Consider the following 22,803-nt stretch of genomic DNA (forward strand, 5'->3'; position numbering starts at 1 on the left):
ACTGGGAGATTGGAGAGAAACGGATGGTGTGAAGAGAGGATAAGTCACAAAAATAGAACTGATTTACTTCTGACAAAGGGTTTTGAACGAGTACTTTGCAAACACAATCTTTTTTTCGAGGTTCCCTAATAAAATATGAGCAAATATGATCGCGTCATTGAAAAAGTTTTCTTTGAAAACTACGTTGAGGGTGCAGCTAAAGTTGGCTTTTCACGAGAAGAGCTAGCACAATCATGCAATGATCTTGGTATGTCTAGGATTAAAAACTTAGGGGATATTCCCTACACCTATAGATTTCGTAAGGAGCTTCCCCAGAGTATTAAAGAAAAATGTCCAAGCCATTCAGAGTGGATAATCATTGGCAAAGGAATTGGTTTTTATGAATTCAGATTAGCATCACCCGGAAAAATTCAACCATCAACCAATAGACAAAGAATAAAAGTACCAGATGCAACTCCTGAAATTGTCAAAAGATATGCTCCTGGTACTGATGAGCAGGCACTCCTTACAAAGGTGAGGTATAATCGTCTGATTGATCTGTTTTCCAGTCTAACCTGTTACTCAGTACAAAATCATCTCAGAACGACAATACCAAATGTTGGACAGATTGAAATTGATGAAATTTATTTAGGCATGAATAAAAGAGGAACTCATTTTGTTATTCCCTGCCAGGCAAAATCACCAGGTGATCAATTTGGAATTGTACAAATTATGCAAGATATTGAATTTTGTAATTTTAAATATCCTAACGAAATTTGTAAGCCAATTGCATTACAATTCTTATCAACAAATGATGTTGCAATTTTAGAATTAATAGTTGAAGAGCGTAACGATATATTTCATCTTTCAGTTGTTGATGAACATCATTACAAGTTGGTTAGTAAAGATGAAATTACTGATGATGAAATCAAATTAATGTCTCAACTTGATGCATGAAATGACACTCGTCTGAATCCTGGATTGAACCATGGTCAACCCCATCGATTTATCCAAATTTGATCGCCTCATCCGGTAGGGGCGAAAATTTTTCGCCCCCACACCCATCTATTCTACAAACGGATTCCCCCTTACAGTTGATCGCGGCGGATGATATGGGCTTCAACAGTAGATCGCTCACGCCAAACCTCCCGCAATTCCCCCCGACGATACAACGCCAATTGATCCCCCCGATGGGGAGAACCCGGCTGCGTCCCATTGCCATAGGCATTTAACACCAAAGCACGAGGGGAATCGCCAAACTCAAGGGCCAGAATAAAGCCATCCCCCCCCACCGCCGTAAACGGTTCCCCCGGTTCCCCCCCCGCCAAATCAATCACCGCAAAACTCCCCAACGATCCCGGCGCACCCTGGCCCGGCTCCTCCACATTCCCCACCCGCAACCGCGTAAATTCCCCCCAAGGCAGATCCAACCGCCCCCAATCCCGCTCCATATCCTGCGCCACCCGCTTTAACGCCCTTAATGCTGCCGCAGGATCGGCTAATCCCTTCGGGGTCGTTAAGGGTTCGCGGGCATTCCAAGGGGTCGCCCATTGCTGACCCGGCGGTAACGACCACCACCATTGCACAAACAGCGCCGCCCCCTTACTTTCGGCGTTGGTGTGGCGATCCCAAGCGGCGAGGACTTGGGCCGCTTTTTGGATCAGGGGATCGCTTTCCCCTTGGGCTAGGGTGAGCAACTCCGGCAGGATGCGATCGCCCAAGGCCAACCGCGTTGAAAACTTCGCCTTGACTAAACTTTCCAAATCCCATTGGTCTTGGGATTGGATCAGTTGGAGCGATCGCTGACTTCGCAATAAATTCAATGCCCCGGTTAAGTCCGGCGGCGTGAGATAGGCGGGGAAATCTTCCGGCTCAAAAACTGGGGGCAACGTCACCGTCCAAGGGGGATCATTACTGTTTTGCAACCATCCACTGGGGGGATTTGCCACCTTGGGCAGATCGGCATAGGGATGGTATTGATGCCAAATTTGATCCGCCCTGTCCCCCGGTTGCGGTTGCTGCTCACTGGCCCAATTCCCCTCAGAACGCACCGGAACCAACGCATTAAAAACATAGAAAATTTCCCCGTGGCGATCAGCGGTGAGGAAATTAAACATTGGCAATTGTTGCTGGGCAATGGCGTTTTCAAAATCCTGACGGTTCTGGGCGTTGGCCATGGCCCAAAGTTGTTCAAAAATGTAGGGACGGTCAAAACCAGCAATCCTTAAAGCTGTGGCGGTTTGCTCCGTTTTACTAATAATGGGGCCATGGGCGGATCTTTCCACCGTGAGCAACTCTTCCCGGAATGTGCCATCCGCCTGCTTGATCTTTATCCGCACCTCCTCCGTTTCAAAAGCCGCCACACCTCCTTCCCAACGGTAGCCCCCCGGTGCGAGGGTCAAACGGTAATCTGTCCAAGCTTTTTGCGGGTTCACCGTTGCTGTCCAGCCTAGATCAGCATTAAACCCAATGGACAATAAAGGCATCCCCACCAACGCCGCCCCGTAGAGATTGACATCCCCCGTATTGAGGTGGGCTTCATACCAGCGGAACAAGCCCCCCCAAGGGAGATGGGTATTGGAAAGCAGGAGGCTATGGCCAGAACGGGAGCGGGAAGGGGCGATCGCCCAACCATTCGACCCCGCCAACGTGGGGCCGACGAGGAATTGTAAATGGATGGCCCGCTGGAGATGGGCGAGAACATCCGTGGGCTGGATGGGTAAGACGACGCGACGACTGGGGGCGATCGCCTCTGGGTGTGCCATTGCATATTCATTCATCCCCGCCACAAAAGCCTCAAGATAGGCCCGCATTTCCGGCGTTTGCGCTTCCGCCCAGGCTTGGGCGCGGGGGGGGATGCCCATGCGATGGAGGAGGCGATCAGTTCCTAAATATTCCTCCCCCCAATATTCCGCCCCCCGACCCCTGGCCAAGCCATAGAGCCGCAGGATCAAATCCCCATGGCTCTCCATCTGGGCATAGCCAAAGGCCCGGCCCAAGGAGACAAAATCCGGTGCATAAATATGGGGAACGCCCCAACGATCCCAAAGGATTTCAGTGGAGGGGTGAGGAGGCATCGTCATGGCGAATCCTAGGGTAGCGAACAATGTACAAAGGGCCAGCAAGGCCCAACGGAACCCTAAGCGTAACCGCCCCCAAAAGTAAGATGAAATCCGCTGAGTCAGATCCTGCAAAGCTGTAGGTGATGTGGGGGCGCAAATTTTAAACCTTTCGCCCCTACGCAGATCAACGCTACAACCACATTTCGGATCATCTCTCATCCACAACTCCCCCATCTTTAAACCGCTCCACCATCCAAAGTCATCACCCGTAATTCAAGTCCTTACTCTACAAGGATCACCGCAGAAATTTAAATGACGATCAGCTTATTACATCCTTAAAAATTACGCAATAATGCCACAAAACCCGCTTGCTCAAAGTGGCGATCATAAGCTAGTGCTTCAAGAATATTTCGTTCTTGCATTAAACAAAAAGACGCACAATCAGTATGGCTCCATGCTTGATCAGGACGCTGACTGTAGAGTTCTAACGCATTTTTAAATAACTCAGTGGTTTGCGGAATAACCTCAACCATTTTATCCTCTAACAAAGAATCAATCAAATCCACTGCGGCTTGTCTCAAATTTTCACCTCTTCGCGAAAAAGCATTAAGAAGTTCCGTTAAAATTAACTCCGTTGTCACAAAATTAGCCGATAAAATTTTATCGGTGATTTGTATAGCGCGATCATGCATATCATCATCAGGGGAAATGAGAGCAATCCAGTAGCCTGTATCTACAAAAACTGTTTTAACTGTTTTCATTCCTCTACTTTTGGCGCACCATATAGGTAATGATCTAAATTTTTAGCAAAGTCAGCGGGCAACTTTTCTGTGTGATGCTCAGATAATTGTTGGCTGATTTTTTGTGCCTTCTGCAAAAAAGTGGGTGTACTGTGAGCAGAAGGCGAACTAACAAATTCATTCAAATTGTTGCGTTCAGATAATCTCAGTTTAAGAAATAGAAAGAAGTTTAACACTTCTTCAAGGAGAAAATCTGGTGCTTGGTCAATTTCTTGAATGAGTTGATCTTTAGTGCTCATTTTTTTAGATCCTCGATTAATTGAGATGAATAACGCTACAGTCCCTATTCCTCCACCATGATTAAAATTAACGGGTTTAAGGGGGCGATCGCCTTCGATCACCCCCTTCCATTCATCAGAATGCGAACCCTATTCGCGGGGACGGGCCGGGTTAACCTTTAACACGCGCCCCATCCATTCCGCCCCATCCAGTTCAGCGATCGCGGAGGCTTCCTCCGTTTCACTCTGCATCTCAACGAAGGCAAAGCCCCGCATCCGCCCGGTTTCCCGGTCTGTGGGAACATGAACCCGTTTGACCGTGCCGTATTCGGCAAAAACTTCAGTAATCTCGTCCTTGGTCACGTTGTAGGCGAGATTACCAACATAAATCGACATTGAGGAACTATCTCCTAGATCAGTAAGTGGAGAGCCAAGATTTCGGAGCGATGCTTATCAAAAATTGAGAAAACCGATCAGGTTGAAAGCTAGCTTGAAATACCGATTCTTATACTCAGCCGCTATTGTAGCACTGCTTTTCGAGATGGCTAGGGGCCAGGTCTAAGGCAGGGGAGATTCTGGCGTGAGGGGGCAATGGCAATGACCCTGGGCTAACCACTGGGAACCCACCTGATGGAGGGCGGCCATCACCGGCTGAAGCTGGCGACCCTTGGGCGTGAGGGCATATTCCACACGGGGCGGAATTTCGGCATAAACGCGACGCAGGACTAAGCCTTCGGCTTCTAACTCCTTGAGGCGGATGGTTAGGGTTTTGGTGCTAATCCCCGGTAGGGCGCGGCGCAGTTCGTGGGTACGGCGATCGCCCCCGAATAACTCCCGCAAAATCAAAATCGCCCATTTACTCCCCAACAGATCCACCACAAACTGAATCGGGCATTGAAATTGAGGATTAACACAGGGGTTTGCGTCGGCCATGGCAAGGGTGAGTAGGGGCTTGAGAAAACTTTAACATTTCTTTAGCAATGGCTAAAGTCACCACCCCACCCTAATGGTTTACTCCGGGTAACTGAGGGGTACAACCAGAAACTACCTTGTGCAAAGCCAGTCTTTCCGGTGCAATGGGACTCATTCAATCTTAGTCTGTCCTAATCCTTTAATATCCTGATGGTTACAGCCCTCCCGAACTCCAACGCTGATCTGTTGCGCCCCGGTATTAAGGCCCCCGTTAAAGAAACCCTGTTAACTCCCCGGTTTTATACGACGGATTTTGAGGCGATCGCCCAGATGGTGCTTGATTCCCAAACCGAGGAATTAGAAGCTTCCCTCAACGAACTTCGGGCGGATTACAATCGCCATCACTTTGTCCGCGATGCCGAATTTGAACAAAGTTGGGCCCACATCGACGGCGAAACCCGCGCCGCCTTTATTGACTTCCTCGAACGGTCTTGCACCTCGGAGTTTTCCGGCTTTCTCCTCTTTAAAGAACTGTCCCGCCGCCTCAAAACCGCCAACCCCACCCTTGCCGAAGCCTTCGCCCTCTTGGCGCGGGATGAAGCCCGCCATGCTGGGTTTATCAATAAAGCGATGGCAGACTTTGGCCTTTGTTTAGATTTGAAATATCTCACCAAAAAACGCACCTATACATTTTTCCCCCCTGAATGGGTGATCTATACGGTTTATCTCTCGGAAAAAATCGGCTATTGGCGCTATATCCTCGTCTTTCGCCATTTAGAAAAACATCCCGAACACCAAATTTATCCCCTGTTTCGTTATTTTGAAAGTTGGTGTCAGGATGAAAACCGCCATGGCGATTTCTTTAAAGTGCTGTTGCGATCGCAGCCCAATTTATGGAAAACCTGGCAATCTCGCCTTTGGAGTCGGTTCTTCTTGCTGACAGTATTTGCGACCCATACCCTAACGGTGTTTGAGCGGGCCAATTTTTACGAATCCATTGGCATCGATGCCAAGGATTACAATACCGAAGTAATTCGCCAAACCAACGCCACCGCCGGCCGCGCCTTCCCCGCCATCCTCAACACCGATCACCCCGACTTTTTCCGCCGCCTCGAAGCCTGCTCCGAAGCCAACGAAACCCTCACTGCCATCAGCAACAATAACGCCCCCAAATGGGTGCAGTTCATCCAAAAAATCCCCTCCATGCTCACCATCCTTTGGCATCTTCTCTGCATCTATTTGATCAAACCCATTGATGCCGAAGCTCAACGGGCCACCGTCCATTAACTCTTGCCAAAACCTAACCGCAACCTTGGGACTATCTCCCCCAATTTCTTCTTTTAAAAACCTCCGATCCTCCTCTCGTGACTCGGCTCTGCCGGGTCACGTCCCCCCGGAGGCTCTGCCTCCACCAGCGGCGGAGCCGCCCATAAACCGCGCCACGGCGGAGCCATGGCACGAGATAACTTCCCACTTCCCACTTCCCACTTCCCACTTCCCACTTCCCACTTCCCACTTCCCACTTCCCACTTCCCACTTTTAAAAAACCCCTATGCAATGCCTCTCCCAATCCGTCGAATTCGACGCAAAACTGCTCCAAAAATATAACCAAGCCCTGCCCCGCTACACCAGTTATCCCCCCGCTACCGAACTGCGCCCTGATTTCTCCCCGGAACAGTTGCAACGGGCGATCGCCCAAGGCAATGCCCAACAAACCCCCCTCTCCCTCTATTGTCATCTGCCTTTCTGCGAACAAGCCTGTTATTTTTGCGGCTGCAATACGATTATCACCCGGCGCAAAGCTGTGATTCAGCCCTATCTAGAGGATTTGATTCGCCATATTAACCAAGTGGCAGATTTAATCACACCAGGGAGCGGCAGTGATGGCATTGTCAATGCCCATCGGCCTGTTGAGCAAATGCATTGGGGCGGCGGCACACCGAACTATCTCAGTATTGAACAGGTGGAATATCTTTGGGATGCTCTCCATCGTCGCTTTGTGTTCAGTCCTGATGCGGAAATTTCCATTGAAATTAATCCCTGTGCTGCGGATCGGGATTATATTTTTGCCCTGAAACGGATTGGGTTTAATCGGATTAGTTTTGGCATTCAAGACTTTGATCCCCAGGTGCAAACGGCGGTGAATCGGATTCAGCCGGAGGCGATGTTATTTGATGTGATGCGCTGGATTCGGGAAGCGGGATTTTTAAGCGTCAATGTGGATTTAATCTATGGGTTGCCTTTTCAAACCTTAGAAACGTTCCGCACCACCGTTGAAAAAACCAAGGCGCTCAATCCCGACCGCGTTGCGGTGTTTAATTTCGCCTATGTGCCTTGGATGAAGCCGATTCAAAAGAAAATGCCAGTGGAGGCCATGCCCTCGGCGGCGGAAAAGTTGGCGATTTTGCAAATGACGATCGCTGAACTCACCGCTGATGGCTATGTGTTTATCGGCATGGATCACTTCGCCAAACCCAATGATGAATTGGCGATCGCCCAACGGGCCGGCGAACTCCATCGCAATTTCCAGGGCTACACCACGAAGCCAGAATCGGATCTCCTCGGGTTTGGGATCACATCGATTAGTATGGTGCAAGATGTCTACTTGCAAAACCACAAACGCCTTAAGGATTTTACGGAGGCGTTAGATCAGGGGGAATTACCCCTGGCGAAAGGCGTGCAACTGAGTCATGATGATCTGATTCGGCGCACCGTGATTATGGAGTTAATGTGTGAATTCCAAGTAACGGCGGCGGATTTAGTGGAGAAATATCATCTTGATGTGGATTTGAATTTTAACGAGTATTTTGCGCAGGAATTGCCGGCCCTCGATGCCCTTGAAGCCGATGGTTTAATTCACCGCTGGCGGGATGGGTTTGTGGTGACACCCATTGGCCGGTTGTTGATTCGCAATGTGGCGGCGGTGTTTGATACCTACCTTGCTCAACGCAATACGCAAGTGTTTTCCCGCTCCATTTAATCCCCAACTTAATGCCCAACCTCTCGTTACTCGGCTCTGCCGAGTAACGTCCCCCCGGCGGGCTTCTGCCTCCCTAACTAACGGCAGAGCCGCTGATCATCCGTGCCACGGCGGAGCCATGGCACGAGTAATTGCCCAATGCCTTGTAGGGGCGAAAAATTTTTCGCCCCAATCTTAAAATTTGTGTGAGGCTTTATGACTGCTCAAACGATTTCCCCCCCGCTACGGAATAACCAACTCAATTGGGTCGCGGTGGGCTTTTTTACCGCTGTTCATGGTTTAGCACTCTTGACCCCTTGGTTTTTTTCCTGGTCAGCCCTGGGCGTGTTTTTGCTCCTCCATTGGCTGTTTGGCAGTATTGGCATCTGCCTGGGCTACCATCGCCTCCTGAGCCATCGGAGTTTTCAGGTTCCCCGCCCCTTGGAATATGCGATCGCCATCATCGGCGCGTTGGCCTTGCAAGGGGGGCCGATCTTCTGGGTGGCGGGCCATCGGCTCCACCATGCCCACACCGAAGATGTCACCCTCGACCCCTATTCTGCCCAACGGGGTTTTTGGTGGAGCCATATGCTTTGGCTCCTCTATCCCCAGCCGGAATTTTTCAAATATGACCAATACGAGCGGTTTGCCCCGGATCTCGCCCGCCAAGGATTTTACCGCTGGCTAAATCGCTATTTCCTCTGGTTACAATTGCCCCTGCTCCTGCTGCTCTATTTAGGCGGTGGCTGGTCTTGGGTACTCTACGGCGGCGTGTTGCGGGCCGTGTGCCTCTGGCATAGCACTTGGTTTATCAACTCCGTCACCCATGTTTGGGGCTATCGCACCTTTGATGTTCCCGATAACTCCCGTAACCTCTGGTGGGCAGCGATCGTCACCTATGGGGAAGGCTGGCACAACAACCACCATGCCTATCCCCATGTGGCCAAAGCCGGTTGGCGGTGGTGGGAAGTGGATGTGACCTGGTGGGCGATCGCCCTCCTCCGTAGCCTCGGCCTCGCCCAAAAGGTGAACCTTCCCCCGGTGTAGTGGGTAGTGAATAGTGGGAAGTGGGAAGTGGAATTTTTCTTCCTACTCCCTACTCCCTATTCCCTACTTCCTACTCCTCTCCCCTAAACAATTGGATGCAGTTCCGCCCCAATCGTCGTCGCCGTCCCATCACTAGGGAACTCCGCCGCTAACGTCCCCTCATAGGCATCTAACAACAACTGTTTGAGGTCGCTAATCAGGGGATAGCGGGGATTAGAGCCAGTGCATTGATCATCAAAGGCCTGATCCGCCAACTCCTCTAAACGACCGTGAAATTCAAGGGCGCGATCGCCTAACACTTCCTTTAAGCTCCCCGGAATTCCCACCTGCCGCTTCAACTGCTCAATGGCTGCAATTAAACTGTTCACCTTTGCCGCTTCATCTTCTCCCGGTAAGCCCAAATAACTGGCAATGCGAGCGTAACGCCATTTAGCATTGGGGTATTTATATTGGGAGAATGCCGCCTGTTTAAAGGGGGCATCGGTGGCATTGTAGCGGATCACATAGGTAATCATCAGGGCATTGGCTAACCCATGGGGAACGCCAAACATTGCCCCCAATTGGTGAGCCATGGAATGGCAAATTCCCAGAAAACCATTGGCAAAGGCCATCCCCGCAATCGTGGCAGCATAGTGCATTTTTTCCCGTGCTTTGGGATTATGGCTCCCTTCGTGATAGGCAGAGGGCAGGTATTTAAAAATGAGGCGAATTGCTTCTAAAGAAAGGCCATTGGTATATTCCGAAGCGAGGACAGAAACGTAAGCCTCTAACGCATGGGTGAGGGCATCCACACCCCCAAAGGCGGTTAAAGATTTGGGCATATTCTGCACCAAATCAGAATCAATAATCGCCATCGTGGGCGTGAGGGCATAGTCTGCCAAGGGGTATTTAATTTGGCGGTGGCGATCAGTCACTACCGCAAAAGGAGTCACCTCTGAGCCGGTTCCCGATGTGGTAGGAATCGCCACCAGCATCGCCTTACTGCCCAAGGGGGGCAACTCATAAACCCGTTTACGGATATCCATAAACCGCATCGCTAAACTTTCAAACTCAATCTCTGGGTGTTCATAGAGCAGCCAAATAATCTTAGCCGCATCCATGGGCGAACCGCCACCAATGGCAATAATCACATCAGGGTTAAAGTTGCGAATCCGACCCAAGCCACGATTCACCGTTTCTAAAGAAGGATCCGGTTCCACATCGTAAAAGATGTCATATTGCAGTTCAATTTCATCAAGAACCTCCTCCAAATTAGCCGTCATCCCCAGATCATAAATGGGCTTATCGGTGATGATAAAGGCCCGCTCTTTCCCGGCCAATTCCCGCAACGCCACCGGCAAAGAACCCGGTTTAAAATAAATCTTGGGGGGAACTCGGAACCAGAGCATATTTTCCCGCCGTTCCGCCACGGTTTTAATATTCAATAAATGGCGGGGTTCGACGTTTTCACTGATGGAATTGCCGCCCCATGTGCCGCACCCTAAGGTGAGGGAGGGATCAAGGCGGAAGTTATAGAGATCACCAATTGCCCCCTGGGAAGAAGGCGTATTAATCAACACCCTTGCGGTTTGTACTTGGTCTTCAAAGTGGCGAATATGGTCGGCATTATCGGGAGAGGTGTAGAGAACGGCGGTATGGCCGCGCCCCCCCAATTGCACCAAGGCTTCAGCGGTTTTTACGCCAGCCTCAAAGTCGGGGACACGATAAAGGGCGAGGATGGGGGAGAGTTTTTCATGGGCAAAGGGTTCATCAAGGCTGACGCTTTCCACTTCGCCAATCAGTACCCGTGCTTCGGGGGGAATTTCTATCTCTGCCAAGGCCGCCAATTTTTCCACCGTTTGCCCAACAATTTCAGCATTAAGGCGGCCATCAATGAGGATTTTAGCTGCGAGGCGATCGCGCTCCTCAGGACTCAAAATATAGGCCCCCCGATGGCGAAATTCTGCCTTCACCGCCTCATAAACGGCATCCACCACCACCACCGCCTGCTCACTAGCGCAGATCATGCCATTATCAAAGGTTTTACTGAGGATAATTGAGGAAACCGAAAGTTTTAAATGGGCAGTTTCATCAATTAACGCGGGGGTATTCCCCGCTCCCACCCCTAAGGAGGGATTGCCGGAAGAATAGGCGGCCCGCACCATGCCGGGGCCACCTGTGGCCAGGATTAAATTAATATCCCGATGTTGCATCAACGCTTGGGAGAGAGCCACCGTCGGCTCATCAATCCAACTGATAATATCCGGAGGCGCACCGGCTTCCACGGCGGCATTGAGGATGATTTTGGCGGCTTCAATGGTGCATTCTTTGGCGCGGGGATGGGGGGAAAAGATAATCGCGTTGCGGGTTTTGAGGGCGATCAGGGCCTTGAAAATGGCCGTTGAAGTGGGGTTGGTGGTGGGGACAATCCCGGCCAAAATTCCCACCGGCTCGGCAATTTTTTGAATGCCAAAGGCTTTATCTTCTTCGATAATGCCGCAGGTTTTTTCCTGTTTGTATTTGTTGTAAATGATTTCAGAGGCAAAGTGATTTTTAATCACTTTATCCTCGGTCACGCCCATGCCGGTTTCCGTGGCCGCGAGTTTGGCCAGGGGAACGCGGGCCGCATTGGCCGCCAGAGCGGCCTGTTTGAAGATCTGATCCACCTGCTCTTGCGTGAAGTTGGCGTATTGCCGTTGGGCGGTCTTGACCCGTTGGATCATCGCTTCGAGTTCCGGCAGGGTGGTAACGGTTGTAGACATAGGGAGAGATGGAGATAGAGCTAACGCCTTGGATCGTGACGCAGCCGGAGGGGTTTCGGCAATATTTTCTAGATGGGCTTAAGGATTGGGGAGATTCGGCCCCTTGGCAGGGGGTGGGGTGATTTTTAGGGCGATCAAGGAGCGATCGATGTCCTCCAATACGGCTAAATCTTCCGGGGGGTATAGGGGATCATGATCGGGATCGAGGAATTGGAACGCTTCCCGCCATTGGTGGGGGGTGGCGGTGAGGGGGGCGGCAAAATGGCAGGGAATGATCCGCTCAAAGGGCCAGAGGGCCACCCGCTGCGCCCAAGTCCGTACCTGATGCGGTTGGCGATTTAAAATCAGGGTTTGCAAAATCGGCGCAACCCGGAGTTTTTCCCCCTGGGAAAGGTGGGCGAAGGTGTCTCGCCAACCCGGTTGCCAGGCGAAGGGGTAGAGGCCGAAGTAGTTGCGAGGGGTGCGATCGCTCCCCCCCTTGGCCGCAGCCCAGGCGGGGCCTAGATCAATCGTGGTGAGGGTTTGGGGGCGGAAATAGAGGGCAAACAGGCTGATGCGTTGCCATCCCTTTTGGCGGTTGCGGGGGGTATCGGTGATCGGGTCGGCGGGGCCGTCTTTGGCGTGGAAAAGGAGGGGGTAGGGGTTGAGTTGGATAACTTCGGGGGGATCGGGGGGAACGGAGAGGATCGTATCGGTGACGAGGAGCGTGCGCGATCGCCGATGATAAAACACCACTTCCCCAAATTTCCCCAACCCCAACCCCAAGGGGCCTAAAATTTCATAGTCAAATTCCGCCGCGAAGGGGGTAGCAGCCCTTTCAATGGGGAGAATTTCCGTGCGGCCGAGGGGATAGCCCAACCAGGAGAGGGGGAGATTGAGGGGAAAACTCCATTGGCCCGGCGCAACCCAGACCTGAGCTTGGGGAAAACGGCGGGCAAAGGGGCCGATAAACACTTTATGCTCAATCCCTGATACGGTGGGCTGGATGATGTAGCGCACAGGGCCATGGCGATCGCTCAATTCTGCCAATAAGCCTAAACATTCCCTGGTTGGGGCAACGGGGGCATAGACCAACAGCCCCCCCGCTTCAAGGCGAATCACCGTCATCCGAATCGGCACAACCACATAAAAAATCCCCTGCACCTGCTCAAACACCCAAATCCAATCGGGGATAATTTCCCGGCGCAGGGTTTGCCGTTGCCCATAGGGATAGATGGGCAAAAGGGGCCAATAGGGCCAGTGGCGATCAGGGGAGGTAGATGCGGTCATGGGGGTCAGATCTTGCTTTACACTAAAATTTAATCGCTGATCAATGGGATTAGCTTGTGGATTGGGGGGAAGTTATGGCAGAAGATCAACAAACACCATCGAATTTATCGAAATCTGAGGCGATCGCCCAGATTCAATCGTTAATCAACCAATTGCAGGGGGTCGCGGCTCAACTGGAAGCCGATCCTGCTGAGGATTGGGGGCAGACGCTCCCCCTGGATGAGCTAACAGAGACAGTGGCTCAACTGACGGCGGCCATGGCCCCGATAGATTCAGCCCCGATAGAACCGGAGGCGGAGCCGCTCCCCCCCACGGAAACCCCTACAGAGCCGGAGGATTGGGGATTAGAACCGGCAGAGGATGATGGCGAATTTACCAATGAATCGGCAGCACAGTCGCAATTACCCCCCGATGAGATCCCCGAACCCAAAGGTTTAGATAAACTGCTCCCCACATTCTCACAATTTTTGCGGATGTGGAATCAGGTTTTAGCCTGGGTGCGCGATCGCCTCCCTGCTGGCCTCAATGAGAAGCTTTCCGATTGGGCATTAACGGGGGTAATTAGTAGCACATTAGTGCTATTTCTCCTCACCACCGTCCTCCTCACCAACGGCCCCAACCCCTCACCCATCGCTCAAACCCCCCCTGCTCCCCAAATTCAACCCAAAGCAACACCAACACCTAAAACTTCCCCCACTCCCACACCGCAACCCAAAACCCCCCCCGCCCCACCTAAACCCCTACGCCTCACCCCAGAACAACGGCTACTCGCCGCCATTCAAGACCAAGTGGCAGAAATCACCAACCAATACGCCGACGGTCTGATCCGCTCCATTCAAGCGGATTTCCTCGGCAGTCGCCTCGTCGTCACCCTCGGAGCCGGTTGGTATGACCTGGCGGCTAATAAACAAAATCAGGTGGCCAATGAAGTTTTAGAGCGATCGCACCGCCTCGATTTCACCAAAGTAGAACTCCTCGATGAAAACGGCGATCTGGTGGCCCGTAATCCCATTGTGGGGAGTGAAATGGTGATTCTTCAGCGGGAAGCGGCGATCGCGCCTATTTTATAGGGGCAATAAAGTCCCTCTCCCCTTTGTGGGAGAGGGATTTAGGGTGAGGGACAAAAGTGGAATTTTAGCCCTGTCGCGGTCGCCCTAACGTCGTAATATAAATCACCGCCTCATCGGTGGGGATGCCCAGCACCTCATTAACCTGATCATCAAAAAAGCCGCCAATGCCACTCACGCCTAAATTGAGGTAAATCGCTGCTAAATTCAGCCGTTGCCCTAGATGACCGGCATCTAAATGGAGGTAACGGTAGGCGCGATCGCCATAGGTTTGTACCGCTCTTTTTAAGTCGGCGGTATGAAACACCACTGCGGCCGCATCCCGGCCTAGATCTTGACCAAGACAGAGGAAATGTAATTCGCGGCGGAAATTTTTAAAGCGAATTTGTCGTAACTCCTGTGCTCTTGGGGCGTAGTAATAACAGCCCGCATCTAACCCTTCCACACCAGAAACAACAATAAATGTTTCTAATAGATTGCAATTGCAATAATCCGGATCGGGATCTAAGCCCAAATCAGCATACTCTTGGGGTTGATAGGTGAAATGGAGGAGCGATCGCACCTCCTCTAAAGTTAAATCTGCCCCCGTATAGGCACGGGTGGAGCGTCTTTTTCCCAAGGTTTGAGCCAACCCCCGTAGGCCTGTATTAAAGGGGATAGGATCCGTCACCATTGAAATTTTCGTACAGAAGGGAAAATTATATTTATCATCTAAATTGGGCGCGGTGGCTGGCTGTGATTGCACCAGGGTTTTAATCATCGTGGCGCGGTGTAAATAATCCAACAATTCACCATCTTCAACAAAGTTATAGGTGGGATGACTCTCTGAGGGTAAAGCGGTAAATCCTGAACGCTGGAGAGGGCGCTGCCGTTCCTGGTCAATGAGGGGCATAATGCTCACAACCCCCTCCTGGGTGGGTTCAAAATACATCAATTCATTGATGCGCTGATCCTGAAATCCGGCAATTAAACAGGGGCGAAAACTGGTTAAGGCTCCCGCAATTTCCAAATTGCCTAATAAATGACCGCTATCGAGGAAGATGCGACGATAGGCGCGGTCTTGGTATCGCCAAGCGGAACGATAAAACACCGCTGAGGCCACGATCGCATAATCCACGACCCCTAAGGCCGGATGTTGAAAACAGCATTGCTCTAGCTCGGGCCAAACATTTTGATCCCAGAAGCGGATCAAGGTGTGGTCTTGGACTTGGTAGTTATAGAGGCCGGCGGGTAAACTTTCCGTTCCCCGCGAGAGTAAATAGACTTCCGCCGGATAGAGTCCTCCGGCGGAGGGGGCAGCCCGCAGAAATACAGGGGGCCCCATCAACGTCACCATTTTGGCAGTTACACCATAGGTACAAAAAAACAGTTGAGAAAGTCGCTGCCACAATCGCCAATCTCTCGACTGAGATTCCTGTTGCTGGGCGTGGAGATAGGGTTTGAGATCGTAGCGCTGACCCACTGGATACTCTTTAAAGGGAACCGGCTGTTGGGCAAAATTCAAACCCTTGCTTTTGGCAGCGATGGTTTCTGGGCTGTATTTGGTGCGCTGGTGGTAGTGGAGAGCGAGGGAATCCATAGTTTGACTCTAAAATCTGAGGCTTGAATAGCTGAAACAGGGAATAAGCACAGTCTGCTGTGAATGACTGAAAGTTTTTGTAGTTCAGAAGTTCTATTTGTATAGGCATAATGCCCGCCATCCTGGGTGAATCCCCATGGATGATTCCAACAGTCGTGAATTCCCGTGATGCTGTTCAGAATGAGCCAGCATTTTGTTAATTTTGGTTACAAGGTGTTGTGATCCCATAGCCTGTTTTTTCAAGCAATGACCAAGATCACGACAAATTACAGGGAAGTATCACGAATCTCCTCCTATGCATATCACTGCTGAATCTTTATCATCGCGCTAAACGTATAATTCCTCACAAATTCGTGAAGAGTCGTAATTTAAAGCAACATTCCTGGATGATGGCGCTTGAGGGAGCGATCGCAAAGTTGGAGATCATCTTGATCCTGATTGATCCTGCTCCCCCCCAACCCATTGATTTTGGGTATAGCGTGGGAGATCTTCGGGATCAAGCTAGGGGGATTCCTCCTCTGCCTTCCTGTGTCGGAAAGGAGAGGGTTAGGGGTTCGGGATATTAACGGATTAATTCTGGTGCAGCCAGTAGGGGCGGGAGACGGCTAAAAGGTGAGAAAGTTGCCGCAGTTGCTCCGCTGTACCCATGCAAATCAGTAAATCTTCAGCATAGAGATAGGTATCCCCCATGGGGCCACCGATGAGCGTGCCATCGGCGCGGCGAATGGCTAAAACGAGAGCGCCGGTTTTGCCCCGTAAATTGGTTTCACTGAGGGTTTTGCCAATGCAGGGGCATAGAGTCTCCTCTAGAAAAAACTCATCCAAATAGAATGACCGATTCGTTCCCGTAATAATGCCATCGACGAAATCCATCACCCGAGGGCGCAGGGCGGCGGCGGCAAGGCGGCGGCCGCCGGTAATGTAGGGGGAAACGACGGCATCGGCTCCGGCGCGGCGTAGTTTTTTGATGGCTTCTTCGTTGTTGGCCCGGGCGATCGCCCGCACCTTAGGGTTCAAGGTTTTAGCAGACAGGACGGTGTAGAGGTTTTCGGCATCGGATTGGAGGGAGGCCAGCAGGCAATTGGCCCGCTCTACACCAGCGGCTAGGAGGCAATCATCCAGGGTGGCATCCCCCTGCATGGCAATAAACCCACTTTCCTCGGCTTCGGCGATCGCCTCCGGTTGCAAATCGACAATCACAAAGGGGATATTTTCCGCTGCAAATTCGAGGGCAATCTGGTGGCCCATCCGTCCGTAACCGCAGAGAATGTAGTGGTGTTTGAGGGTTTCGATCAAGCGTTGGCGTTGGCGGTAGCGAAGTCTATCCTGAAAATACCCTTGAATCAGGGCTTCCGTAAAGCGGTTGACAATATAACCAATGTTGAACACGCCTAAAAAAATCAAGGCGATCGTAAATAACCGTGAAGATTGACCCAAGGGATGGGTTTCCCCAAACCCCACCGTGGCGAGGGTGATCGTCGTCATGTAAGCCGCATCAATCCAAGACCAGCCCTCAAAAGTGGCATACCAAACCGTCCCGAGGAGAAAAACGCCCCCAAGGCCAGCAATCCCCACCAATAATTGTGTCTGGAGACGTTGATAGTTTTGCTCTGTATTCATGCAAGGGTGAATTTTGCGACTACCATCGTTAAATAATCAAAATTTGTGATCATCTTCAGGAGTATGCTTGTGAGTCCAGAAACCCTCCTTCCCCCTTTGTCCACCGTTGAACCCGCTGCTCCCTTTAGTCCTGCGGATTTTGACCGTGTGGTGATGACAACCTATAGCCGCTTTCCTATTACCCTGGAGCGCGGGGCTGGCTGTCGGGTTTGGGATACTGAGGGTAAAGTCTATCTTGACTTTGTGGCGGGGATTGCCACCTGTACCCTGGGTCACGCCCATCCTGTTTTAGTGGAAGCTGTCACTACCCAAATTCAAAAGCTCCATCATGTGTCTAACCTGTACTATATCCGGGAGCAAGGGGAATTAGCACAGTGGATTGTCGATCATTCCTGTGGCGATCGCGTCTTCTTTTGTAACTCCGGCGCAGAAGCCAACGAAGGGGCGATTAAATTGGCTCGCAAATATGCCCACGATGTCCAAGATATTCAATACCCTGTGATTCTGACGGCAAAGGCCAGCTTCCACGGCCGCACGATGGCGACGATCACCGCCACAGGCCAGGAAAAATACCAAAAGGGCTTTGACCCCCTCCTCCCAGGGTTTGAATATGTGGAATATAACGATATTCAGGCGTTGGAAAATGCGATCGGCGATCTCGATGAAGGCAATCGCCGCGTTGGGGCGATCCTCCTCGAACCTTTACAAGGGGAAGGGGGGGTACGGCCCGGAGAGTTAGAGTATTTCCTCCGGGTGCGGAAAATTTGTGATGAGAATAATCTGCTGCTGATGCTCGATGAGGTGCAGGTGGGGATGGGCCGCACCGGCAAGCTCTGGGGTTATGAAAATCTGGGGATTGAGCCGGATGTGTTCACCAGTGCCAAAGGGTTAGCGGGGGGCATCCCCATTGGGGCTTTAGTTTGTAAGGAATCCTGCAATGTGTTTGGGCCGGGGAACCATGCCAGCACCTTTGGGGGGAATCCCTTTGCCTGTGCTGCTGGGTTAGCGGTGGCCCACACCATTGAAAAAGAAGGGCTGTTGCAAAATGTCCAGGCCCGGGGGGAACAATTGCGCAAACAGTTGCGGGCGATCGCCAACCAATTCCCCAACCTATTCACCGAGGTACGGGGCTGGGGCTTGATCAATGGTATTGAACTGAGCGCCGAGACGGCCATCACTTCTATTGATGTGGTTAAGGCCGCCATGGAGCGGGGGCTGTTGTTGGTTCCTGCCGGCCCGAAGGTGGTGCGGTTTGTGCCTCCCTTGATTGTTTCGGCGGCGGAAGTGGATGAAGCGGCGGGGATTTTTGGGGAGGCGATCGGGGCGATCGCTTCCCTGCCTTGATCCGGAAGGGCCGAAATCTTAATTTTTGGATTGTGGCAATCCTGTATCAATTACCCTTAAAATCGATACAAGACTTAACAATTGGGATCTCTTTATGGCACTCAACGTTGAAATCTACACTTGGAGCAGTTGCCCGTTCTGTTTGCGAGCCAAAGCTCTCCTCAATCAAAAAGGGGTGGACTATCAGGAATATGTCATTGATGGGGATGAAACGGCTCGGCAGCAGATGGCACATCGCGCCCATGGCCGTCGTTCTCTGCCGCAAATTTTCATCAATGAGCAACATATTGGTGGCTGTGACGATCTCTACGACCTCGAAGCCAGCGGGGAATTGGATCAATATTTAGATGAACGGGCTGCGGCTTAAACCCCATCCGCCAGCAGAAGGGGCGAAAACCTTAAAGTTTTTGCCCCTTTGATCTAGCATTCCGCAGGTTGCTCAATCCATGGTGCGTCAGCCGTTAAGCTACGCTTTTGCCTCATCGATTAATCGGTCTAAAGCACCCTACGATTCAATTGTAGGGTGCTTTAGACCGGGTTAATGTTGATATTCGTGCTTCAATGGTGTCTGACGCACCGTTCACTCGCATCATTGGCCTTAACCTGCGGAATGTGAGTTAATTACAAAGACAAGATTTACAATTTTCGCCGTTTTCATCGCAACATTGGCAATAGGGAGCCGATGCCACCGCTGTATTGAAGGGCGTTCGGCAATAGTTCACCCCAAAAACAGCCATTAACAATAAAAAATTGCTCACCATTTTGAATTGAATCTTCATCATGCACCCAGACGATTGATTATCGTCTAAGATACTTTGTCCTCAACGTTTGGGGATGGGGGGTGAGACAGGGGGATCCCCCCTGTTTCTACGGTATTTTTAGGCTAGGGAGAGGCGATTCTCCGATGGAGATGCAACACCAACGCTCCCTTTCACCCCCCAAACCTGGACAACACCGTCAAGATTGCCACTGACAATGGCATGATCATTGTGGGCAGCAATCAGGGCAACGACGGACTTTTTCGGCCCCAAGATCGTATGTTGAAGCTTCTTGGTACGAAAATCCCAAATATTAATCGCTCCATCCGCACTACCACTGATCATTGTTTTGCCATCCTGGCTAAAATGGACAGCATTCACCCCCTGAAGATGTCCAATAAAGCGGTGTTCTAGCCTTTGGGTTTTCAAATCCCACAAAATAATCGTTTTATCTGTACTACTACTGATTAAATAGGGTTGCTGGGGATGCCAAGCTAAACCCGTCACCATCTGTAAATGACCCTGTAAGGTAAACACGGGTTGGCCACTGGCCATTTCCCAGATGATCACCACGCCATCGCCGCTACCGCTGGCCACAAAACGGCCATCGGGACTATGGGCTAGGGCTTGGATTACGCTCCGTTGACCTGTTAGGGTTTGTTGAACTTGGCCGGTGGTGAGATCCCAACAGGTTAAACTGCCATCTACGCCGCCACTGATCAGACTGGTTCCGCTGGGGCTGAGGGTGAGGGCTTTGACAAAACTGTGGGGGGTGGTGAGGATGCGTTGCAGTTGGGGACGGGTGAGATCCCAGAGTTTGATGGTGCGATCCATGCTGCCACTGATCAGGATTTTACCATCGGAGCTAAGGGCGATCGCCGATACCCAATCAGAATGTCCTAAAAGCGTATGGCGCAATTCCCCCCCCGGTAAATCCCACAGCTTAATCGTTTTATCTAAACTGCTACTGATCAGGGTGTGGCCGTCGGGACTGAGGGCGAGGGCGGTAATCGGTTGGGGATGGGCGGGAATGGTGAGGAGGGGACTGAACAGGGGCCAGGGATTGAACGATCGCAGGGCATAGAGGGTTTTGACAAAGTTGCGATCGCGCTCTAGGGTATCGTGAATCGTTGCCGCCCAGCGTTGCAACAGTTGGTAGGCTGTCCATTGCACCAGGGGATGATGATCCGATAACCCCTGCACCACCAAGGCTAACCCCTCCTCGCCATAGTTCATCGCTTCGGTGAGGGCGGCACGCCGGATCACTTCCTGGGGACTACAGAGGCGCGTTTTCACCCCAGCTAATCCCCCCAACACTAACCCTGCTGGGGGGAGGCTATGGCCCCCTAAAACCAGATCATGATGTTCAGGTTGATGGTGGGATTGATTCATGACGGGGCTGATGGAGTGGGAAGTGGGGAGTGGGAAGTGGGAAGTGGGGAAGTTTGGGTAACTTAAGGCTGGGGGACTGGGGTTTGATTTATCTTCACACACCTTGCGGCGGGCTGTGTAGGGTTGGCGTTAATCTCGTGAGACTGCAACAATTTTGGCCCTGGGGCCGTCACCATCGGCCTGTGGTGATTGATTTTGGAATTTTGCTATGAAATTGGCTTGGTCGGCATTGTTAATTCCCCTCGGTGTGATTTGCGCTGATCCGGCGATCGCCGAAATCCTGATCACCCCCCAGGAAGATCCTTCGGAAATCACCACTTTGGCCTTGGGGACACCGACGGCATTACCCCCGACGGTGTTTGCGGTGGGGGAACCTTTACCCAGCGCCCCGGAACCCATAGAGGTGACTCAATCCCTTGAGACTGATTCCATCGGGATTGATCCCGATGATGCCCTAGGGACTCCTCCCCTTGCCTTGGAGCTTGAGCCTGTGGCCCCTGCACCCTTGATCGCCCGTGAGCCGGATCTCGTCGTTGATAGCGAGCCAGAACCCCCCGCTCCCACCGTTGCCGAAGAAACAGAAACTGATCCCGAAACACTCAATTTCCCCGATAAAGCCCCCTCTGGTTTTGGTGAAATGGGCTTTGGTCGGCTCCAGTTTACCCCGGAACAGGCGGCGCGAAATGCGTTGTTAATCCAGGGCGATCGCGCCCTTCTCGATGGCGATACCCTCACCGCCATCAGCTTGTATCAGGAAGCGAAAACCCCCTTTGCACTAGAACAGGAAGGGTCAGCCCTACCCCCCGCCCCTCTTTATGATCCGGCAGGCTTGGCCCCCAATGCAGCGGTCTTTTGGCGACATCATCAGGAAGGGGTGGCCAGCAATCTCAACAGTAAAATTTTCGGGCCGCTGGATATGCTGATCGAAACCCAGCCGGAATTTATCCCTGCCTATCTCAGCTATGCCGAGCAACTCCAAACCCGCAACCAAAACGAAAAAGCACTGGAGATTCTCACCCAAGCCGTCAGTCGCTACCCCAATCAACCGGATTTAATCACCACCACCATTGCGGCCCAAAGTGAAGCCAATCAATGGCTAGAGGCTTCCCTCTTGGCGCGACAGTTTGCCCTGTTAAACCCGGAACATCCCGAAGCCGCCGCTTTCAACGTTCAGGCTGATGAACTGTTTGAGCGCTATGAACGCCGGTTGCGGGGGCAAATTCGGGGGAATGCGATCGCCAATATCCTCACCGGCATTGCGGGGTTTGCCCTGTTCGGCAATATTTTCGGCCCCATCTCAGCGGTGGAAACGACGATCATGATGTTGGAGGGGGAAGAGCGGATCGGGACGCGCATTGCGGATCGGGTGAAAGAAGCTGCGCCCATGGTAGAAGATGCAATGCTGCTGAGTTATGTGGATGAAATGGGGCAGCGGTTAGCCCGTACCACCGGCCGGGATGAGTTTACCTATGAATTCAATATCATCATGGATGATAGTTTGAATGCCTTTGCTCTACCGGGGGGCAAAATTTTCATTAATGCGGGGGCGATTGTGGAAACCAATTCTGAGGCGGAATTAGCGGGGTTAATTGCCCATGAAATTGCCCATTCTGCCCTTTCCCACGGCTTCCAATTGGTGACGCGGGGGCAGTTCACCGCTAACTTAGCCCAGTATGTCCCCTTTGGCGGTTTGGCGACGAATTTATTGGTGTTTAGTTATAGTCGGGGCATGGAGCGGGAAGCCGATCGCTTTGGAACACGGATGCTGGCCACCAATGGTTATGCGGCGGATGGGGTGCGCAATTTAATGCAAACATTGGCGGATCAGAAAAAGCGCAGCGGCCCCCCGGCTTGGCTTTCAACGCACCCGGATACGAGCGATCGCGTTCAATATTTAGAGGGCTATATCCTTGAAAATGGCTTTAACCGCTACAACTTTGAAGGGGTGGAACGTCATACGCGAATGCGGGAAAGGGCGCAGGAGTTAATTAACATCTATCGCCGCAGTGCGGATTATCAAGAACGCCGCCGTCGTCGTCTTTAAGGGGATTTTGCC

General features: G+C 51.7%; 18 protein-coding genes. 8 read left to right on the forward strand and 10 right to left on the reverse strand.

What is annotated here, in order from left to right; translation table 11 throughout:
• Positions 1–135: 135 nt before the first annotated feature.
• Positions 136–936, forward strand: coding sequence for a hypothetical protein (locus tag VB712_RS08055; RefSeq protein ID WP_323253924.1), 801 nt, complete (start codon positions 136–138; stop codon positions 934–936).
• Between the two features lie 131 nt (positions 937–1,067).
• Here the strand turns inward: VB712_RS08055 and VB712_RS08060 are convergent, their stop codons facing one another.
• The 5 genes from VB712_RS08060 to VB712_RS08080 form a co-directional block, all read right to left on the reverse strand.
• A complete protein-coding gene (locus VB712_RS08060; protein WP_323253926.1) occupies positions 1,068–3,062 on the reverse strand; it encodes an acylase in 1,995 nt (664 codons plus the stop codon).
• A 314-nt stretch (positions 3,063–3,376) separates the two neighbouring features.
• A complete protein-coding gene (locus VB712_RS08065; RefSeq protein ID WP_323253928.1) occupies positions 3,377–3,802 on the reverse strand; it encodes a type II toxin-antitoxin system VapC family toxin in 426 nt (141 codons plus the stop codon).
• Positions 3,799–4,182, reverse strand: a complete 384-nt coding sequence (locus tag VB712_RS08070) for a hypothetical protein (protein WP_323253931.1) — start codon at positions 4,180–4,182, stop codon at positions 3,799–3,801. The genes VB712_RS08065 and VB712_RS08070 overlap by 4 nt, the downstream gene beginning before the upstream one ends.
• 27 nt (positions 4,183–4,209) lie before the next feature.
• Complete coding sequence (locus VB712_RS08075) at positions 4,210–4,455, reverse strand: RNA-binding protein (protein WP_323253933.1); 246 nt, start codon at positions 4,453–4,455, stop codon at positions 4,210–4,212.
• Between the two features lie 162 nt (positions 4,456–4,617).
• On the reverse strand, positions 4,618–4,992 hold the full coding sequence (locus tag VB712_RS08080; RefSeq protein ID WP_323253935.1) for a helix-turn-helix domain-containing protein: 375 nt from the start codon (positions 4,990–4,992) through the stop codon (positions 4,618–4,620).
• 189 nt (positions 4,993–5,181) lie between these two features.
• Between VB712_RS08080 and acsF the strand changes: the two genes are divergently transcribed.
• From acsF to VB712_RS08095, 3 genes are all read left to right on the forward strand, one after another.
• Complete coding sequence (gene acsF, locus VB712_RS08085; RefSeq protein ID WP_323253937.1) at positions 5,182–6,258, forward strand: magnesium-protoporphyrin IX monomethyl ester (oxidative) cyclase; 1,077 nt, start codon at positions 5,182–5,184, stop codon at positions 6,256–6,258.
• Positions 6,259–6,523: 265 nt separating this feature from the next.
• Complete coding sequence (gene hemN / locus VB712_RS08090) at positions 6,524–7,951, forward strand: oxygen-independent coproporphyrinogen III oxidase (protein WP_323253939.1); 1,428 nt, start codon at positions 6,524–6,526, stop codon at positions 7,949–7,951.
• Positions 7,952–8,146: 195 nt separating this feature from the next.
• Entirely contained in the window at positions 8,147–8,977 is an 831-nt protein-coding gene (locus VB712_RS08095; RefSeq protein ID WP_323253941.1) for an acyl-CoA desaturase, read from the forward strand.
• Positions 8,978–9,060: 83 nt separating this feature from the next.
• Here the strand turns inward: VB712_RS08095 and adhE are convergent, their stop codons facing one another.
• Together adhE and VB712_RS08105 are read right to left on the reverse strand one after the other, a co-directional pair.
• Positions 9,061–11,718 (reverse strand): bifunctional acetaldehyde-CoA/alcohol dehydrogenase, encoded by a 2,658-nt coding sequence (gene adhE / locus VB712_RS08100; RefSeq protein WP_323253943.1) that lies wholly within the window; start codon positions 11,716–11,718, stop codon positions 9,061–9,063.
• A gap of 78 nt (positions 11,719–11,796) precedes the next feature.
• Positions 11,797–12,987 (reverse strand): DUF4336 domain-containing protein, encoded by a 1,191-nt coding sequence (locus VB712_RS08105; RefSeq protein ID WP_323253945.1) that lies wholly within the window; start codon positions 12,985–12,987, stop codon positions 11,797–11,799.
• Between the two features lie 74 nt (positions 12,988–13,061).
• On the opposite strand from VB712_RS08105, the gene VB712_RS08110 reads away from it, so the two are divergent.
• Positions 13,062–14,057, forward strand: coding sequence for a hypothetical protein (locus tag VB712_RS08110; RefSeq protein ID WP_323253947.1), 996 nt, complete (start codon positions 13,062–13,064; stop codon positions 14,055–14,057).
• A gap of 64 nt (positions 14,058–14,121) precedes the next feature.
• On the opposite strand, the gene VB712_RS08115 is transcribed toward VB712_RS08110, so the two are convergent.
• Both VB712_RS08115 and VB712_RS08120 read right to left on the reverse strand, forming a co-directional pair.
• The gene (locus VB712_RS08115; protein ID WP_323253948.1) at positions 14,122–15,633 is read right to left on the reverse strand and encodes a SagB/ThcOx family dehydrogenase; all 1,512 of its coding nucleotides are present in this window, start codon (positions 15,631–15,633) and stop codon (positions 14,122–14,124) included.
• A 570-nt stretch (positions 15,634–16,203) separates the two neighbouring features.
• Entirely contained in the window at positions 16,204–17,253 is a 1,050-nt protein-coding gene (locus tag VB712_RS08120; protein ID WP_323253950.1) for a potassium channel protein, read from the reverse strand.
• Between the two features lie 69 nt (positions 17,254–17,322).
• On the opposite strand from VB712_RS08120, the gene VB712_RS08125 reads away from it, so the two are divergent.
• Entirely contained in the window at positions 17,323–18,597 is a 1,275-nt protein-coding gene (locus tag VB712_RS08125; protein WP_323253952.1) for an aspartate aminotransferase family protein, read from the forward strand.
• Positions 18,598–18,691: 94 nt separating this feature from the next.
• Positions 18,692–18,964, forward strand: coding sequence for a glutaredoxin 3 (grxC, locus tag VB712_RS08130; protein WP_323253954.1), 273 nt, complete (start codon positions 18,692–18,694; stop codon positions 18,962–18,964).
• Between the two features lie 511 nt (positions 18,965–19,475).
• Here the strand turns inward: grxC and VB712_RS08135 are convergent.
• Positions 19,476–20,747, reverse strand: a complete 1,272-nt coding sequence (locus VB712_RS08135; protein WP_323253956.1) for a WD40 repeat domain-containing protein — start codon at positions 20,745–20,747, stop codon at positions 19,476–19,478.
• Positions 20,748–20,955: 208 nt separating this feature from the next.
• Here VB712_RS08135 and VB712_RS08140 point away from each other — a divergent pair, with 208 nt between their 5' ends.
• A complete protein-coding gene (locus VB712_RS08140; protein WP_323253957.1) occupies positions 20,956–22,791 on the forward strand; it encodes a M48 family metalloprotease in 1,836 nt (611 codons plus the stop codon).
• Positions 22,792–22,803 lie beyond the last annotated feature (12 nt).

The sequence above is a fragment of the Spirulina sp. CCNP1310 genome (assembly GCF_034932185.1).
In the GTDB taxonomy this organism is placed as follows: Bacteria; Cyanobacteriota; Cyanobacteriia; order Cyanobacteriales; family Spirulinaceae; genus Spirulina.